Raw genomic sequence first — 15,523 nt, 5'->3', positions numbered from 1 at the left:
CCATGCCCGTCTGCGGACGGTCCCTCCGGTGGTAGTGCCCCATGACCTGCGCGAGGCCGCCCGGGCCGGGCTGCGCCCGCGGGACCGGGTGGAGCACCTGGCCGTGCACCCGCAGTCCGCGGAGCACTTCACCCTCGGCTTCTACCTGCTCTCGGCCTCCCTGGAGGAGGCGGAGCGGCACGCCGAGTCCGTCTGCCGCCGCCTGCTCGGCGCGCGGGTGCTGCCCCCCGCGCACCTGCTGGACGTCGGCGTCCCGCTGATGCCGCCGGCCCTGCTGGAGCAGCGGAGCGGCTGACTCCGCCGGGCTGTCCGGGGCCGGTTCGGGCCGGGCCCCCGGGTCGGCCCCCGCCCTCATCCGTGCCCTCGTCCGTGCCCTCGTCCGTGCCCTCGTCAGCGCCCTCGTCAGCGCCCTCGTCCGTGTCCTCATCCGTCCACGGACGGTTTGGGCCAGCCGATATCCCTTCACCCCCCGCTGAGCTGCGGCTTAGCTATGTCTCACCGGAAAGGGACAACGCCACCGCGGGGCGCGGGACCGACCGGGAAGCCACCGACACGCCGCCTCACGGCACCTCCGAAGGGACACCGGACATCATGAACACCACCCGCATCGTCAAGGCCGCCGCGGTCGTCGCCCTCGCCCTCGTCCTCGGCGCCCCGGCCGTCGCCTCCGCGGCCCCGGTCTCCGCCGCGAAGCCCCCGGTCGCCGCCCAGAACGGTGACATGAGCTGGCAGTGACCGTCCGGCCACGGCCGGCAGCGCACCCACCACGGCACAGCCCCTGCGTCCATGATGCGGGGGCTGCCGCGTTACGCTCGACGGGTGGATCCCAAGACCAGAAACCGTGTGATGGCCGGCGTGCTCGTGCTGATGTTCCTCGTCGTCGCCGTGGCGGCCGCCACCGGCCAGTAGGCCCTACGGCGGCCGCAAGGCGGCGCCTACCAGGCGAAGGCCTCCGGCGACGGCCCCGGACCGGGGAAGATCTCCTCCAGCCCGGCCAGCACGTCCTCGCCCAGCTCCAGCTCAACGGCGCGCAGCGCCGAGGCGAGCTGCTCCGGCGTACGCGGCCCGACGATGGGCCCGGTGACCCCGGGACGCGTCAGCAGCCAGGCCAGCCCGACCTCGCCCGGCTCCAGGCCGTGCTTGTCCAGCAGGTCCTCGTACGCCTGCACCTGCGCGCGCACGGTGCTGTTCGCGAGGGCGTCCGCCGACCGCCCGGAGGCCCGTCGGCCGCCGACGGCCTCCTTCTTGATGACCCCGCCCAGCAGCCCGCCGTGCAGCGGCGACCACGGGATGACCCCGAGGCCGTAGTCCTGGGCCGCCGGGATGACCTCCATCTCGGCGCGCCGCTCGGCGAGGTTGTAGAGGCACTGCTCGCTGACCAGGCCGACCATGCCGCGCCGGGCGGCCGTCTCGTTGGCCTGGGCGATCTTGTAGCCGGGGAAGTTCGACGACCCTGCGTAGAGGACCTTGCCCTGCTGGATGACCGCGTCCACTTCGCTGCTCTCGGATGGGCCGACTGCCAGGGCCACGCGAGCTTCGGCCCGGGGAAGTTGGCCTCTCTGCTGGGCAAGGAGAAGCAGCCCCTGTCGGACTAGAGCGCGACCAATGCCGTCATCCGAGCGAAGCGGCTGGACGTCGTGTCACCGCGCTCCGGGGCCGCTTGCCTCGTCATCCCTCCTCACCTCTTCCAGAAGAGGAAGGGCGCCCCGGTCCCGTGCCGCATCCACCAAGACCGATAGGCATCGCTCCCGCGTGTAGCGCACACACGCCTCACGTGTACCGGAAATGCCTTCGCCATCGCCTGACGGCCCTTGGAACCGTGGCAGGATCTCGGCGGCCAAGACGTGGCGGTCTGCCTTGTCAGGCTCAGGAGGCCATACCCCACCCCTTCGCCGACGACCTGAACAGCTTTGTCGGTCAGCCGTTCTCGCCGTTGCCATGAAGCACGGCTTCGGCAATCTGACGTACGCGGTCGAGAGTGATGCCCGTGCGCTGCTCGACTGCGAGCGGGTGGTTGGTGGGTTCGAGCTCGATGTAGGGGCGCTGGCCGACCGGGCGGGTGTGAGCGTTCGCCTTCAGGTTGATTGTGCTGGGCGAGTAGATCGGAAGCTCGGTGGTGAGCCAGCCGAAGTACGGCTTCTCCGCTTCACGTCCCGGCGTGTTCCACATGTCGGCGACCCGGGAGAAGTTGTCCCGACTAAGCGAAACCCAGACCCCCCATGAGAACACCTCATCGCCGCCGATGACCGGTATCTCGATCAGACCCCTGACGAAGTAGTGCTCAGCGTTGATAACGCACTGGTCCGAGGAGAGCAGGCTGTCGGGCCGGCCCTCGAAACTCTCGTCCCAGACGTCGGGAGCTGTGGTGCTGTAGCCCATCGGAAGCTCCGCGTGGTATTCGCCGCAGCATGAGCAGGTGTAACCGAGATCGTTCGTCATGCGCGGGAGCCTAGCTTCGCCGCGAAGCACGGCCTCCACGATGAGACCATGGGCTATCCCGTGCGCTCGACCCACGCGAAGGACGTGCACCAGCGGCGGAAACCCTGGTGCCCCGTTCGGCCCGTGTGGCTCATGCACTCGATGTCCACCTCTGCTCCATCGTCCGAGGCCGGTGCCTGCCAGTCGCAGCGCAGGCACTCGGCCTCGAAGGTCACGTCCGTCCCCAGGTGTCGAGTGATGCGGTGTTCCACGTACCGCAGGACCGAGCGCCCCATCACGACCTCCGAGCCCGGTGCGGGTGGTTGCGGAGCTCCACGTCCGTATCGGTCACCGCCGACAGATCGCCCAGATCCCGAGCCTTCTGCCGCTGCGCGACCAGGGCCCTACACACGCCACACCCGTCCGCCGGTTTCGGCGGCACGTTCGGCAACGACAGGTACATCGGCCCCGACATCGTCGTCTTCGCTCTGCTCACGCCTTCCGCCTCCCCGCTCGCTCAATCGGTGGAGACGATGGTCCAGCCGCTGATCAGCGGGATCTAGCCCGTTTCCCGTTCACGCAAGAATCCGTCCCGGATGTCAGCGAGCATCGCTCGCATTGCGTCGCCGACGGTGGCCACTGAGGCGAAGCGCTCGTACTTGTCGACGTACAGGGCGACATCCCTGGGATCGGTCACGATCACCTCGGCGTGCGTGGTCTCGACCGTCACCATGCGGTCGTCCCGAATGACGAAGGAGTGCCCCGGGACGTCGGTCTGCGGACGGTCCAGGGGGACGACTCGGACGTCCACATTGGGCAGGCGCGAGACGGAGGCGATGCGGTCCAGTTGTCCGGCCATCATGGCGGGCGGGAGAAGACGCCAGCGCAGCACGGGTTCCGTGATGACGAAGCGGAGCTGTTTGCCGGTGTCGTACAGCACCCGTTGACGCTCGATCCGAGCTCCGATGGTGCGGGCAAGCTGGTCCTCGCTCAGCCCCTTGCCTTGCAACACGGCGCGTACATATTCGGGTGTCTGCAACAGCCCAGGGACCAGGGACGGCTGGAACAGCCGCAGGAGCTTCATCGAGGCTTCCAGAGCCCGGATCTCCTCCTGCTTCCGGTGGAAGCCCATACGCCGGAACAGCCGCCAGGCAGTCGCCTCCGTGGCCTGAGCACGCGCCACAGCCATGTACTCGGCCTTGACCTGCTCAGACACATCCAAGGCCGTAAGGATGCGCTCCACGTCCACCACGCTGGGCGCCACGTGACCGTTCTCGATCTTCGACAGCTTGGCGGTGGACATGACGGCGCTGCGTGCGACGGCCTTGGCTTCCTTCCCGGACGCCTGCCGGAGCGCCCGCAGCGCCGATCCCAGTTCGGTTCTGTTCACCCGCCGTACTTCGCCCACCATTCGGAGAACGGCTCGGCGTGAGCGAGAGCCGTATCCCGGTAGCGGACGAAGTCCGCCGCACGCCCGGCATCAAGGAAATCCGGCCCGAGGAACGCACCCGTGTCGTCGTAGTTCATGACGACCGGGGAAGTCTCGTCGAACAGCCAGAAGTCCGGCACCCCTTCCAGGGGGTTCGGCTTCTCGGTGATGTCCAAGATGAAGAACTCCTCACCGCCCGTCATGTTCTTCATGTACCCCCAGCCGAGCTCGTAGCGGAGGTAGTCCGTCAGCGGTCGGGAGACGATGTGCACCCGATACATCCGCTTGCCGGCCTGCGTGGCGGATCGGACGGTCTCGACCCACCCCTCGTTGTAGTCCTCCGGCTGCGCCTCACCCGCGAGGAACGAGCGCAGGTTCTCTGCACTCGACGGCACGTTGTAGTCGTCCAGGATCTCCAGCCGGAACGCTTCTCGCTCGAAGGTCTTGAACCGCTCCGTCAGGTTGCTAGATGAGCTGATCACGGATGGCCTTCCGGATGAGTTCCAGGGGGATCTCGACCAACGTCTCGTGCGCGGGGACTGCCAACCCGTGGTCAGTCGGCGTCTCACCCTGGACAAGGAGTGTCCCCCTGTCCGTCGCGTACAGCGTTGGGCAGTCCCCGTTCTCACAGCTCGTTAGAAGCTTCCTGACCTCCACGCCGTGCCCCCCTCGCTGTGCCCATCTGTGGTCAGATCTCATGCTCTCGACCATCGCTGGGTCGGTGCAAGGGCTGGCAGTTTCCAGAACGGGAAAGTTGGGATATGCGCGTTGACGCATAAATCGAGGGCTGCGTGGGCTGCTCTTGCCTGGAGTGGACTCGAAGCAGTTGGCTTGGGTCCCATGAAGTACACGCAGCTCGGACGCACCGGACTCAAGGTCAGCCGACTTGTACTCGGCACGATGAACTTCGGTCCGCAGACAGACGAACCGACCAGCCACGGCATTCTGGATGCCGCCCTCGACGCGGGTCTGAATTTCGTAGACACGGCCAATGTGTACGGGTGGGGTGAGAACAAGGGCCGCACCGAGGAGATCATCGGCACCTGGTTCGCCCAGGGCGGCGGCCGCCGGGAGAAGACGGTCCTCGCGACCAAGGTCTACGGCTCCATGTCCCGCGAGAGCGAGACCTGGCCCAACGAGGACCGGCTGTCGGCACTGAACATCCGGCGGGCCGTCGAAGCCAGCCTCAAGCGGCTCCAGACCGACCACATCGACGTCTACCAGTTCCACCACATCGACCGCCGGACTCCCTTCGAGGAGATCTGGCAGGCCGTCGACGTGCTCATCCAGCAGGGCAAGATCCTCTACACGGGCTCCTCCAACTTCCCCGGCTACAAGATCGCCCAGGCCAACGAGACGGCCGCCCGGCGCGGCATGGTCGGCCTGGTCAGCGAGCAGTGCCTCTACAACCTCGCCGAGCGGCGCGCCGAGATGGAGGTCATCCCGGCGGCCCAGGACTACGGCCTCGGGGTCATCCCGTGGTCGCCGCTGCACGGGGGCCTGCTGGGCGGGGTCATCAAGAAGGAGGCCGTCGGCGGCCGGCGCGCCTCCGGGCGGTCCGCGGACGCGCTGGCCAACAGTTCGGTACGGGCGCAGGTGCAGGCGTACGAGGACCTGCTGGACAAGCACGGCCTGGAGCCGGGCGAGACGGCCCTGGCCTGGCTGCTCACCCGGCCGGGAGTGACGGGCCCCATCGTCGGCCCGCGCACCGCCGAGCAGCTCGACAGTGCGCTGCGCGCGCTGGAGCTGGAGCTGAGCGAGGAGGTGCTGGCCGGACTGGACGAGATCTTCCCCGGGCCGGGGCCGTCCCCGGAGGCCTTCGCCTGGTGATCCAGTAGTACATAGGCCGTCGCCCCTGCCGCTGGGGGCGACGGCCCTGCGCACGCGCGTGGCGTCAAACTGCCTGGTTGGCGGTGTCGAGGAAGTTGATGCCCGCGTCGAGGGCCGAATCCATGATCGCGTGGCTTTCGGGCTCCGTGGTCTGGGGTCCGAAGTTCATGGTGCCGAGTACAAGTCGGCTGACCTTGAGGCCGGTACGTCCGAGCTGTGTGTACTTCATGGGGCATTAGCCAACTGCTTGGAGTGCACTCGAAGCAGGACCCTCCGGTGCAGGGCGTGTTACATGTCCTGGGCCGGGCGGTAGGGGGCGCCGATGCCCCAGGCCTGGTGGAGGACCGCCGCGAACTCCCCCGCCAGCCGGTGCTCGCCGGAGGCGTTGGGGTGGGTACCGTCGTAGGTGTCGTGGCGGATGTCGTACGAGGCCGGGCGGGCGGCCAGCAGGATCGGCGAGGCGTCCGTGGTGAGGTCGGCCACGGCCTTCGCCAGGAGCTCGTTGAAGCGGGCCACCTCCGCCGCGAAGGGGGCGTCCTCCTCGGCCCGGCTGTTCGGGATGACCGGCAGCAGCACCATGCGGACGCCGGGGCGGGCGGCGCGGGCCCCCGCTATGAAGCGGCGGACGTTGTCGGCGGTCTGCTCGGCGTCGGTGTAGAAGCCGAGGTCGATCAGCCCCAGGGAGACCAGCAGCACGTCGGGGCGGTGCGCGGCCACGGTCTCGCCCATGACGGGGGCCATGTGCTGCCAGCCCTCGCCCCAGCCGGCCAGGTGGCGGCGGGCGTGCTCCGGGAAGCCCGGGTCGGCGTAGTCGTGGCTGACGGGCGCGTCGGCGGCGGTGTCGTAGACCTCGCGGCGCGGGCCGACGATCCGGTAGGGGCCGCCGAAGGTCGAGTCGAGGTGCTGCCACATCCGATAGCGCCAGGTGTAGTCGCCGGCGCGTCCGATGGTCATGGAGTCGCCGACGAACATGAAACGCATCCGGTCATCATCGCGGATCACGCGACAGAAGCCCCTGTGACGCCGGACACGCGGCAGCTCCTGGCAGGCTGGGAGGATGCGCCTGTCCCCGCCGTCCGCCGCCCTCGCGCGCGCCGCCGCCACCGCCCTCACCGCCGCCGTCGTCGTCGCCGTGCCGCCCGGGACGGCGTCCGCCGCGCAGCCCCCCGGGGCGTCCTCGTTCACCATCTCCGATCCGAGGATCACGGAGTCGAGCGGGCTGGCGGCCAGCCGCATCCATCCGGGGGTCTACTGGACGCACAACGACAGCGAGGACGGCCCGTACGTCTACGCGGTGGACTCGGCCACCGGCAACACGGTGGCCCGGGTGACGCTGACGGGCATCGGCGGGCCGCGCGACGTCGAGGCGATCTCGCTGGGCCCGGACGGGCAACTCTACGTGGGGGACATCGGCGACAACCGTGGCGGCACCTGGGACCACGTGTGGATCTACCGCTTCCAGGAGCCGCGGCAACTGGGTGATGTCACCGTCAGGGCAACGCGGTTCACGGTGCGGTACGAGGACGGGCCGCGCGACGCCGAGTCCCTGATGGTCCATCCGGTGACGGGCCGGGTCTACATCGCGAGCAAGGACCAGAGCAGGGGCGGCCTGTACGAAGGCCCCGCGGAGCTGTCGACGGGCGGGGCCAACGTGTTCCGGCGGGTCGCCGACGTCCCGTGGGTGACGGACGGGGCGTTCTCACCGGACGGGAACCAGCTGGCCCTGCGCGGCTACTTCACCGCCCGGACGTACCCGTGGAAGGACGGCCGTCCGCAGGGCGAGGGCGAGCGGGTCGACGCCCCGTGGCAGGGGCAGGCGGAGTCGGTGACGTACTCGGCGGACGGCGGGGCGCTCATGTTCGGCTCGGAGGGCACGAGCAGCCGGGTCGTCGCGGTCCCGGTGGCCACGTCCGCCACGCCCGGTGGTTCGGCCTCGCCGCAGCCGGGGTCCCCGCCGGAGGCGGCGACCGCGCCGGAGCCGACGGGCAGCTTCGGCAAGGGCGCGCTGGTCCTGGCGGGCGGCCTGGCGCTGGTCTTCGGTGCGAAGCGCCTCTTCCGGCGCCGCGCACGGAACTGACGGCGCGCGGCGCGCGGCGCGCAGGAGCCCGTACGGATGCCGGGGCGGCCGGGCGGCCGGAGCGGCGGGGCTGCCGGGCGGCCGAGGCGCCGGGGCCGCCGAACGCCAGGACGGCCGAACGCCAGGGTTGCCGGACGCCGGAGCGGCCGAGGTTGCCGGGGCGGCCGAGGTGGCCGGACGCCGGGGCGGCCGGGTTGCCGGAGCGGCCGAACGCCAGGACGGCCGAACGCCAGGGCTGCCGGACGCCAGGACGGCCGAGGCGCCGGGGCCGCCGAACGCCAGGACGGCCGAACGCCAGGGTTGCCGGGTGGCAGGGCTGCCGGGCAGCGGGGCGGCCGAGGTTGCCGGACGCCGGGGCGGCCGGGTTGCCGGAGCGGCCGGGCGGCGAGGCCGCCGAACGCCAGGGTTGCCGGGCGGCAGGGCGGCCGAGGTTGCCGGACGCCGGAGCGGCCGAGGTTGCCGGGGCGGCGGAGCTGCCGAGGTTGCCGAGGTTGCCGGGGCGGCGGAGCTGCCGAGGTTGCCGGGGCGGCCGGGCGCCGGGGCTGCCGGGGCGGCCGGGCGCCGGGGCTGCCGGACGCCGGGGCGGGCCGGTTATGAGTGGCCGAGGTCCAGGTCCGCGGCCTGGGCGTCCGGGGCCGGCACGGAGCCCGTGTCGGCGGCCGGGCGCAGGACGAACTCGTCCGCGGCCATCGAGTCGAGGACCGGCGGGGCCGGCCGCAGCGGCGCCGGCATGACCGCGGCCTCGGAGTGGCCGCCGCAGCCGTAGGACAGCGACACCAGACGGCCGTCGGCCGGGCTGAACTCGTTCGCGCAGACGCCGAAGGCCTGGCCGAGCGAGCCGCCGACGGCGACGAGGAAGCCACAGGACACGCAGGACGCGGGGGCGGCCTGCGCCATCGGGGTCTTCGCACCGAAGGACTCGTCCCAGCGGTCGGCCGCGGTGTGCAGCCCGTACCGGGAGAGCACCCGCGCCCGGCGCATGCCGAGTTCCTCGGCGACCGACGTGATGGAGCCGCGGGCGGGGACCGTCACGCGGTCGGTGACGTCGGCGTCCTCGGCCTCGACCAGTTCGGCCATCTCGGTGGAGACCACGGAGTTCGGCGGCGGGGCGTCCTCGCCCGACCAGCCCGGCTCCAGCCGCAGGTCGTCGGCCTCGGTGGGCAGCAGGTCGCCCGGGCCCATGTCTCCGGGGCGCAGCCGCTCGCTCCACGGCACCCACTCGGGGGCCCGCAGGGCGTCTTCGCCGGGGAGCAGCACCGTTTCGTCGAGGGTGACGTTCTTGGCGCGGGAGGCGCGGGCGACGGTGACGGCCCATCGCCAGCCGCGGTATCCCGGTTCCTTGGACTCGAAGAAGTGGGTGACGACACGGTCGCCCTCCGCCACGGCGGAGACGTGGGCGCCCACCACGCCGGGGAAGGCTGCCTCCTCGGCGGCCGCGCGGGCGAGTTCCACCGCCTCGACGCACAGGCGGTCGGGGGTACGCGGGGTACGGCTTCGCGTCGTCGCAGCACTCACTGGTCTCGTTCTCTCCTACGCCGTCTCACGTGTGCGCCGTCCGTACTGTCGTCCACAACGACCCGGTGGTGCTGTCCGCACGAGGAGCGGGCGGAGCGGACCAGAGGGCCGCGTCGACGTCCGCACCCGATCGGACTCCGGGCGCACCTCACTGCGATCCATTCTGCGGGATCACGAAGAGGCGCGCGGCCAGGAGCAACCGCCGGTGGCGCGCTACGCACGCTACCTCCTCTTAAGCCCTGGGCACACATGCAAGGTCCGATTCGCGGACAAGCCGCCGGTTCCGCGACGCGCCGGGAGGCGCCCTGCGGGGGCCGGGTGGGGCACTATGTCGAGTGTGGCACCCGTACGGTCGTCCGACGACGGCTCGGGACCGGCCAGGCGGGCCGGCCGGGCCGTCGGGCGTGCGCTGCACCGTCCGATCACCGGTCCGGCCAAGGGGATCCGGCGGGCCACGCACGCGCACGGGGCCGGTGAGTCGGGTCTCGGCAAGCTGATCGAGCTGCACGCGATCAACGGCGCGGGCGACATGATGATCACGGTGGCGCTGGCGTCGACGGTGTTCTTCTCCGTGCCGACGGACGAGGCGCGGGGCCGGGTGGCGCTGTACCTGGCGATCACGATGGCGCCGTTCACGGTGCTGGCCCCGGTGATCGGTCCGCTGCTGGACCGGCTGCCGCACGGGCGGCGGGCCTCGATGGCGGCGGCGATGCTGGCGCGGGCGGTCCTGGCGCTGCTGATGTCGGCCGTGGTGGCCACGGGGGGTCTGCAGCTGTATCCGGAGGCGCTGGGCGTGCTGGTGGCGTCCAAGTCGTACGGGGTGGTGCGCAGTGCGGTGGTGCCCCGGCTCCTCCCGCCGAGATTCTCACTCGTCAAGGCGAACTCCCGGGTCACGCTGGCCGGTCTGCTGGCGACGGGCGTGGCGGCGCCGGTGGCCGTCGGGCTGAACTCGATCGGGCCGCAGTGGCCGCTGTACGGGGCGTGCGTCATCTTCCTGGGCGGGACCTTCGCCGCGTTCACGCTGCCGCACAAGGTGGACGACGCGAAGGGTGAGCGGCGGGCCCGGCTGTCGACGCACGAGGCGCACTCGAAGCGGCCGGGGCTGCGGACGGTGAGCCGCAGCGTGCTGTGCGGGCTGCTGGCGAACGCGTCGATGCGCGCCCTGTCCGGGTTCCTGATCTTCTTCCTGGCGTTCCTGCTGCGGGAGCATCCGCTGGCGGGGCAGAGCGCGGCGGTGTCGCTGGGCATCGTGGGCGTGTCGGCGGGCGTGGGCAACGCGTGCGGTACGGCGGTGGGGGCGTGGCTGCGGGCGCGGGCGCCGGAGGCGATCGTGGCGGCGGTGCTGTGCGTGACGCTCGGGGTGGCGGTGCTGGCGGCGGTCTTGTACAGCGGGCTGTTCGTGGCCGTGCTGGCCGCGACGGCGGGCTTCTGCCAGGCGCTGGCGAAGCTGTCGCTGGACGCGATGATCCAGCGGGACGTGCCGGAGGCGGTACGGACGTCCGCGTTCGCCCGTTCGGAGACGCTGCTGCAGGTGGCGTGGGTGCTGGGCGGGGCGATCGGGATCGTGCTGCCGCTGAACGGCGTCCTGGGCATGGCGGTGGCGGCGGCGATCGTCGCAATGGGTGCGGTGGTGGCCGTCCGCGGCGCCCTGTCGGCCCCCCGCCACCAGCCCCACCAGCACCCGTCCCGCCCCAGGGTCGCCTGACCCCGGCCCCTCCCGTCCCTTCCCGTCCAGCGTTCCGTCCCCACCGGCCTCTGAGGCACGGAGCCCGAGCGCGGCGCCCCCACCGTCCAGCCCCGCCGACGTCGCGCTGCGGGGGCCCGGGGTGCAACGCCCCCCACACTCCAGCCCCACCGACGCTTGAGGCGCGAGGGCCCAGCGCGCAGCCCCCACCGCCCAGCCCCGCAGACACTCGCACCGCCGGGCCCGGGACGCGGCGCCCCCGCACACTCCAGCCCCACCGACACTTGAGGCGCGGGGGCCCAGCGCGCAGCCCCCACCGCCCAGCCCCGCCGACACTCGCACCGCCGGGCCCGGGACGCGGCGCCCCCGCACACTCCAGCCCCGCCGGCGATTGAGGCGCGGGGGCTCGGGGGCAGCGCCCCCGCAACGGCGCCGCACCCCGACAACGCACGGCCACCCCCGCGGGAGCCGAACCGCGCCGCGCCCGAACGCGAAAAGCCACCCCCCGCGGGAGCCGAACCGCGCCGCGCCCGAACGCGAAAAGCCACCCCCGGCGGGAGCCGGACCACGCCGCGCCCGCCCGATCCGCACCCCCGGCGGGAGCCACGCCGCAGGTCGGCGGTACCCCATGCAGCGGCGCGGCCCAGGGGCCCGATAGCCTTCGGCTCATGACCGCACCGCTTTTCTCGGGTAGGGCCCGCCGCAGCGTCGCGGCCCTCGGAGCCGTGTCCGCCGGCCTCCTCCTCCTCTCCGCCTGCGACAAGCCGACCCCGCTCGCGACCGTGACGGTCGGCAGCTCGTCGGTGTCCGCCGAGGCCTCTTGCCACAACGACGGCAAGGAGCTCTCCATGGACGAGGTCCAGGACTGCCTCACGAACCTGAAGAACCCCAAGACCATCGAGTACGGCCGCGGCGACACGCTGCGCCTCGGCGTCGAGCCGGAGATCGTCGAGGACGGCAAGCGCTGGTCGGCGGTACTCGACGGCCAGCCGATCACCGAGCCCTCGTCGAGCACGTACCGCAGCTTCCCGCACGCCGACGTCTTCGCGACGGGCGGCCAGGGCGAGGCCCCCACCTCGAAGAAGCTGGCCATCCTGCAGATCGGCGAGGACGGCAAGCCGCTCGCCGTCTGGTCCTTCAACCTCAAGCTCAAGTAACCGGACGACACCGGTGCGCGCGCTCGTCGTGACGGCGGTGGGGGCGGAGTCGGACTCCGTCCTCGCCGGTCTGACCCCTCATCCGGACAGTCCCGGTCCTGAGCCGCGCACACTCCCCCTGGGGCGTCCCCGGACGAAGTCCGGGGAGGGATACCTCATCACCCGCCGGGACCTTCCGGGCATCGCCTTCGACGTGCTCGTCGGCGGCGTCGGTCCGGCGGCGGCCGCCGCCGGCACCGCCACCGCGCTGGCCCTCGCCGAAACCTCGTACGGGCTGGTCGTCAGCGCGGGCATCGGCGGCGGGTTCGTGCCCGCCGCCCCGGTCGGCTCCCTCGTGGTCGCGGACGCGATCGTCGCGGCCGACCTGGGGGCGCAGACCCCCGACGGGTTCGTCGACGTGGCCTCGCTGGGCTTCGGGCGCAGTGTGCACCTACCGCCCGACGAGCTGGCCGCCCGGGCCGCGGAGGCGACCGGGGCGCTGCTGGCGCCCGTACTGACCGTCTCCACCGTGACCGGTACCGCCGACGGGGCGGCCGCGCTCCTGGCCCGGCACCCGATGGCCGGGGCCGAGGCCATGGAGGGCTTCGGGGTCGCGGAGGCCGCCGCCGCGTACGGACTGCCCGTACTGGAGATCCGTGCCGTGTCCAACGCCGTGGGCCCGCGCGACCGTGCCGCCTGGCGGATCGGGGACGCGCTGACGGCGCTTGCCGAGGGCTTCCGGGTGCTGGGGCCCGTACTCGCGAACTGGGGAGAACGCCATGAGCAACACCGTGGGCAACGGTGACCCGCTGAGGATCGCCTACTCGCCCTGCCCGAACGACACCTTCGTCTTCGACGCGTGGGCCCACGGCCGGGTGCCCGGGGCGCCCGCCCTGGACGTCACCTTCGCGGACATCGACATCACCAACGGAATGGCCGAACGCGGCGAGCTGGACGTGCTGAAGGTGTCGTACGCGGTGCTGCCGTGGGTCCTGCAGGAGTACGCGCTGCTGCCGTGCGGCGGGGCCCTGGGGCGCGGTTGCGGCCCGCTGGTGCTGACGGCGGAGCCGGGCCTGGACCTGGCGGGCAGGACGGTCGCGGTACCGAGCGAACGGTCCACCGCCTACCTGCTGTTCCGGCTGTGGGCGGCGGACGTGCTGCCGGAGGGCGTCGGCAAGGTGGTCGTGCTGCCGTTCCACGAGATCATGCCGGCGGTCCGCGACGGCCGGGTGGACGCCGGACTGGTCATCCACGAGGCCCGGTTCACCTATCAGGACTACGGGCTGCACTGCCTGGCCGACATGGGCGAGCACTGGGAGTCCACGACGGGCCTGCCGATCCCGCTCGGGGCGATCATCGCGAAGCGCTCGCTGGGTGCGGAGCGGCTGCGCGAGCTGGCCGAGTCGGCGCGCACCTCGGTCCGGATGGCCTGGGACGACCCGCAGGCCTCCCGCCCGTACGTCCGCGCGCACGCCCAGGAGCTGGACCCGGCCGTCGCCGACCAGCACATCGGGCTGTACGTCAACGAGTTCACGGCGGACCTGGGCGACTCCGGCTATGCGGCGGTGCGCGGGCTGCTGACGCGGGCTGCGGCCGAGGGGCTGGTACCGGCCATCGCGCCGGACGCGCTCACCTTCCCGTAGCGGCCGCGGGCCGTGCACGGCCGCGCCCCGCCACTCGTAGGAGGGGCGGGGCGCGGGTGTGCGTACGCGGGTCAGACGTCGAGCTGGTCGGCCACCGCGCGCAGCAGTCCGGCGATCTTCGTGCCGTGTGTCTTGTCGGGGTAGCGACCGCGCTCCAGCATCGGGGTGATGTTCTCCAGCAGGGTGGTGAGGTCCTGCACGATCGAGGCGAGCTCGTCGGGCTTGCGGCGCTGGGCGGCCGCGACGGACGGTGCCGGGTCCAGGACGGTCACCGAAAGTGCCTGGTCACCGCGCTGTCCGGCGACGACGCCGAACTCGACTCGCTGACCGGGCTTGAGGGCATCGACCCCGGCAGGGAGTACCGACGAGTGGACGAAGACGTCGCCGCCGTCGTCGCGGGAGAGAAAGCCGAAGCCCTTCTCACTGTTGAACCACTTGACCTTGCCGGTAGGCACGTCCGTCCTCTGTCCTTGTGCTCGTCGGGGTCCGAAGGGCCGCGAACGGCTCCGGACAACAGCGCAGCGGGCCATGTGTGACCCGCCACCTCAAGGCTAATGGTCGGGGGCCGGGTGACAAGACGTTCCCCGGTCCTTCACGGTCGGCTGCTTCGGCCAGGGAACTACCCTGGTGAGGTGACTGTTACTCCTCACTCCGACGAAGCGCGGCCCGGCGACGGACTGGTCAAGGCCGGCGGCATCGTCTTCATCGCCGGGGCGGTGGCCACGCTGGCCACGATGGCTCCGCTGTTCCTCGACATCGACCCGTTCCCGTCGTACGCGTGGGCCGTGTGCATGCTGATGGGCGTCGGCTTCGCGATCTCCGCCGCGGGTGTGCTGCGCTCGGCGGCGGCCCAGCGCAGGGCGGCCCGCGCCTCCCAGGGGGCCTAGTCTCGGCCTAGTCTCCCAGGGGCCCGGGCCAGGCCTGGGCCCCCGCGGCGACGGGCTGCGCCGGGCCGGGGCCGGGCTACGCGGGCCCGGGCTACGCGGGCCCGGGCCGCGCCGAGCTGGACTGCGCCGAGCCGGGCTGTGCGGTGACGTACTGGGCGAGCCACTCGGGCAGTGCGGTGAGGTCCGGCAGGACCACGTCCGCGCCCGCCCCGCGCAGTTCCGGCTCGGGGCAGGGCCCGGTGGGGACCGCGACGGACAGCGCGCCGGCGGTACGGGCGCCGCGTACGTCACCGATGTGGTCGCCGACGTAGACCTGCGCGCCGTGCTCGCGCAGCGCACCCGCCTTGGCCTCCGCCCACAGCCAGCCGATGACGGCGTCCGGCTCGATGCCGAGGTGCGCCAGGTGCAGGCGGGCATTGGGCTCGTGCTTGGCGGTGACGACGATCGCGCGGCCGCCCATCGCCTGCACGGCGGCCACGGCCTCGCGGGCGCCGGGCATCGCGGGCGTCGGCTCGATGGCGTGGTCGGGGTAGATCGCCCGGTAACGGTCCGCCATGGCCGGGATCTCGGCCTCCGGGAACCAGCGCGCGAGCTCCTCCTCCAGCGGGGGCCCCAGGCGCGTCACCGCGGCGTCGGCATCGATGTACGTACCCGTCTCGGCCGACAGCGCCCGGTAGGCGGCCCGGATGCCCGGGCGGGAGTCGATGAGGGTCATGTCGAGGTCGAAGCCGACGGTGAGGTTCATGGGGCCCATTGTGCCGAGGCGGGCGGACGGCGGTGGACGGTGTGGCGAACCGCCCCGGAACCTTCCCGGAACTCGTGGTCGACCTTTCGGCGCGGCGGCGCGCAGGGCAGGGGTGACGGACACGATGTGTGACCACCCGCAGGCGTACGCCAGGACCGT

The 15,523-nt window shown here is 72.2% G+C and carries 18 protein-coding genes and 2 pseudogenes; 9 read left to right on the top strand and 11 right to left on the bottom strand.

The window, feature by feature from the left end; translation table 11 throughout:
• The first annotated feature begins 28 nt into the window (after positions 1–28).
• Positions 29–295: a hypothetical protein gene (locus tag ACIPXC_RS22745; RefSeq protein ID WP_401621101.1), complete on the top strand. Its 267-nt coding sequence runs from the start codon at positions 29–31 to the stop codon at positions 293–295.
• Positions 296–591: 296 nt separating this feature from the next.
• Positions 592–735 (top strand): hypothetical protein, encoded by a 144-nt coding sequence (locus ACIPXC_RS22740; protein WP_157879769.1) that lies wholly within the window; start codon positions 592–594, stop codon positions 733–735.
• A gap of 200 nt (positions 736–935) precedes the next feature.
• Here ACIPXC_RS22740 and ACIPXC_RS22735 read toward each other — a convergent pair.
• The 6 genes and pseudogenes from ACIPXC_RS22735 to ACIPXC_RS22710 all read right to left on the bottom strand — a co-directional run.
• A pseudogene (locus tag ACIPXC_RS22735) lies at positions 936–1,493 on the bottom strand (aldo/keto reductase); the annotation flags it as partial.
• Between the two features lie 424 nt (positions 1,494–1,917).
• Entirely contained in the window at positions 1,918–2,379 is a 462-nt protein-coding gene (locus ACIPXC_RS22730; RefSeq protein ID WP_401621187.1) for a DUF2199 domain-containing protein, read from the bottom strand.
• Positions 2,380–2,492: 113 nt separating this feature from the next.
• Positions 2,493–2,714, bottom strand: a complete 222-nt coding sequence (locus tag ACIPXC_RS22725; RefSeq protein ID WP_401621098.1) for a hypothetical protein — start codon at positions 2,712–2,714, stop codon at positions 2,493–2,495.
• Positions 2,715–2,977: 263 nt separating this feature from the next.
• Entirely contained in the window at positions 2,978–3,808 is an 831-nt protein-coding gene (locus tag ACIPXC_RS22720; protein WP_401621095.1) for a helix-turn-helix domain-containing protein, read from the bottom strand.
• Complete coding sequence (locus ACIPXC_RS22715; protein WP_401621092.1) at positions 3,805–4,329, bottom strand: DUF6879 family protein; 525 nt, start codon at positions 4,327–4,329, stop codon at positions 3,805–3,807. The genes ACIPXC_RS22720 and ACIPXC_RS22715 overlap by 4 nt, the downstream gene beginning before the upstream one ends.
• The gene (locus ACIPXC_RS22710) at positions 4,313–4,504 is read right to left on the bottom strand and encodes a hypothetical protein (RefSeq protein WP_401621089.1); all 192 of its coding nucleotides are present in this window, start codon (positions 4,502–4,504) and stop codon (positions 4,313–4,315) included. The genes ACIPXC_RS22715 and ACIPXC_RS22710 overlap by 17 nt, the downstream gene beginning before the upstream one ends.
• A 183-nt stretch (positions 4,505–4,687) precedes the next feature.
• Between ACIPXC_RS22710 and ACIPXC_RS22705 the strand changes: the two genes are divergently transcribed.
• Positions 4,688–5,677 (top strand): aldo/keto reductase, encoded by a 990-nt coding sequence (locus ACIPXC_RS22705; RefSeq protein WP_401621087.1) that lies wholly within the window; start codon positions 4,688–4,690, stop codon positions 5,675–5,677.
• A gap of 76 nt (positions 5,678–5,753) precedes the next feature.
• Here the strand turns inward: ACIPXC_RS22705 and ACIPXC_RS22700 are convergent.
• Positions 5,754–5,906 (bottom strand): annotated as a pseudogene (locus tag ACIPXC_RS22700) (aldo/keto reductase); the annotation flags it as partial.
• A 59-nt stretch (positions 5,907–5,965) separates the two neighbouring features.
• Entirely contained in the window at positions 5,966–6,658 is a 693-nt protein-coding gene (locus tag ACIPXC_RS22695) for a GDSL-type esterase/lipase family protein (RefSeq protein WP_401621084.1), read from the bottom strand.
• Positions 6,659–6,734: 76 nt separating this feature from the next.
• Here ACIPXC_RS22695 and ACIPXC_RS22690 point away from each other — a divergent pair, with 76 nt between their 5' ends.
• On the top strand, positions 6,735–7,754 hold the full coding sequence (locus ACIPXC_RS22690; RefSeq protein ID WP_401621081.1) for a WD40 repeat domain-containing protein: 1,020 nt from the start codon (positions 6,735–6,737) through the stop codon (positions 7,752–7,754).
• 591 nt (positions 7,755–8,345) lie between these two features.
• Here ACIPXC_RS22690 and ACIPXC_RS22685 read toward each other — a convergent pair.
• Complete coding sequence (locus tag ACIPXC_RS22685) at positions 8,346–9,269, bottom strand: DUF3027 domain-containing protein (RefSeq protein ID WP_401621078.1); 924 nt, start codon at positions 9,267–9,269, stop codon at positions 8,346–8,348.
• 328 nt (positions 9,270–9,597) lie between these two features.
• On the opposite strand from ACIPXC_RS22685, the gene ACIPXC_RS22680 reads away from it, so the two are divergent.
• From ACIPXC_RS22680 to ACIPXC_RS22665, 4 genes are all read left to right on the top strand, one after another.
• Positions 9,598–10,974 carry an MFS transporter gene (locus tag ACIPXC_RS22680; protein ID WP_401621075.1) on the top strand — a complete coding sequence of 459 codons (1,377 nt, stop codon included), beginning with the start codon at positions 9,598–9,600 and terminating at the stop codon, positions 10,972–10,974.
• Between the two features lie 647 nt (positions 10,975–11,621).
• Positions 11,622–12,110, top strand: coding sequence for a hypothetical protein (locus tag ACIPXC_RS22675; protein ID WP_030961838.1), 489 nt, complete (start codon positions 11,622–11,624; stop codon positions 12,108–12,110).
• Between the two features lie 13 nt (positions 12,111–12,123).
• Positions 12,124–12,894 (top strand): futalosine hydrolase, encoded by a 771-nt coding sequence (locus ACIPXC_RS22670; protein WP_401621072.1) that lies wholly within the window; start codon positions 12,124–12,126, stop codon positions 12,892–12,894.
• The gene (locus tag ACIPXC_RS22665) at positions 12,869–13,732 is read left to right on the top strand and encodes a 1,4-dihydroxy-6-naphthoate synthase (RefSeq protein WP_401621070.1); all 864 of its coding nucleotides are present in this window, start codon (positions 12,869–12,871) and stop codon (positions 13,730–13,732) included. The genes ACIPXC_RS22670 and ACIPXC_RS22665 overlap by 26 nt, the downstream gene beginning before the upstream one ends.
• A gap of 71 nt (positions 13,733–13,803) precedes the next feature.
• Here ACIPXC_RS22665 and ACIPXC_RS22660 read toward each other — a convergent pair whose 3' ends face one another.
• A complete protein-coding gene (locus ACIPXC_RS22660) occupies positions 13,804–14,187 on the bottom strand; it encodes a cold-shock protein (RefSeq protein WP_030961842.1) in 384 nt (127 codons plus the stop codon).
• A 177-nt stretch (positions 14,188–14,364) separates the two neighbouring features.
• On the opposite strand from ACIPXC_RS22660, the gene ACIPXC_RS22655 reads away from it, so the two are divergent.
• The gene (locus ACIPXC_RS22655; RefSeq protein WP_386523223.1) at positions 14,365–14,619 is read left to right on the top strand and encodes a hypothetical protein; all 255 of its coding nucleotides are present in this window, start codon (positions 14,365–14,367) and stop codon (positions 14,617–14,619) included.
• A gap of 91 nt (positions 14,620–14,710) precedes the next feature.
• Here the strand turns inward: ACIPXC_RS22655 and ACIPXC_RS22650 are convergent, their stop codons facing one another.
• Positions 14,711–15,373: an HAD family hydrolase gene (locus tag ACIPXC_RS22650; protein ID WP_401621066.1), complete on the bottom strand. Its 663-nt coding sequence runs from the start codon at positions 15,371–15,373 to the stop codon at positions 14,711–14,713.
• Positions 15,374–15,523: the final 150 nt, after the last annotated feature.

Source organism: Streptomyces sp. NPDC090021, assembly GCF_044748225.1.
Taxonomy (GTDB): domain Bacteria; phylum Actinomycetota; class Actinomycetes; order Streptomycetales; family Streptomycetaceae; genus Streptomyces.
The sequence above is the reverse complement of the archived record's forward strand: the minus strand, read 5'-3'. Positions and strand labels throughout refer to the sequence as shown.

Coding starts and splice junctions, on each gene's coding strand:
- ACIPXC_RS22740 (WP_157879769.1), top strand. CDS start 592: ATGAACACCACCCGCATCGTCAAGGCCGCCGCGGTCGTCGCCCTCGCC.
- ACIPXC_RS22730 (WP_401621187.1), bottom strand. CDS start 2,379: ATGGGCTACAGCACCACAGCTCCCGACGTCTGGGACGAGAGTTTCGAG.
- ACIPXC_RS22725 (WP_401621098.1), bottom strand. CDS start 2,714: ATGGGGCGCTCGGTCCTGCGGTACGTGGAACACCGCATCACTCGACAC.
- ACIPXC_RS22705 (WP_401621087.1), top strand. CDS start 4,688: ATGAAGTACACGCAGCTCGGACGCACCGGACTCAAGGTCAGCCGACTT.
- ACIPXC_RS22695 (WP_401621084.1), bottom strand. CDS start 6,658: ATGCGTTTCATGTTCGTCGGCGACTCCATGACCATCGGACGCGCCGGC.
- ACIPXC_RS22690 (WP_401621081.1), top strand. CDS start 6,735: ATGCGCCTGTCCCCGCCGTCCGCCGCCCTCGCGCGCGCCGCCGCCACC.
- ACIPXC_RS22680 (WP_401621075.1), top strand. CDS start 9,598: ATGTCGAGTGTGGCACCCGTACGGTCGTCCGACGACGGCTCGGGACCG.
- ACIPXC_RS22675 (WP_030961838.1), top strand. CDS start 11,622: ATGACCGCACCGCTTTTCTCGGGTAGGGCCCGCCGCAGCGTCGCGGCC.
- ACIPXC_RS22665 (WP_401621070.1), top strand. CDS start 12,869: ATGAGCAACACCGTGGGCAACGGTGACCCGCTGAGGATCGCCTACTCG.
- ACIPXC_RS22650 (WP_401621066.1), bottom strand. CDS start 15,373: ATGGGCCCCATGAACCTCACCGTCGGCTTCGACCTCGACATGACCCTC.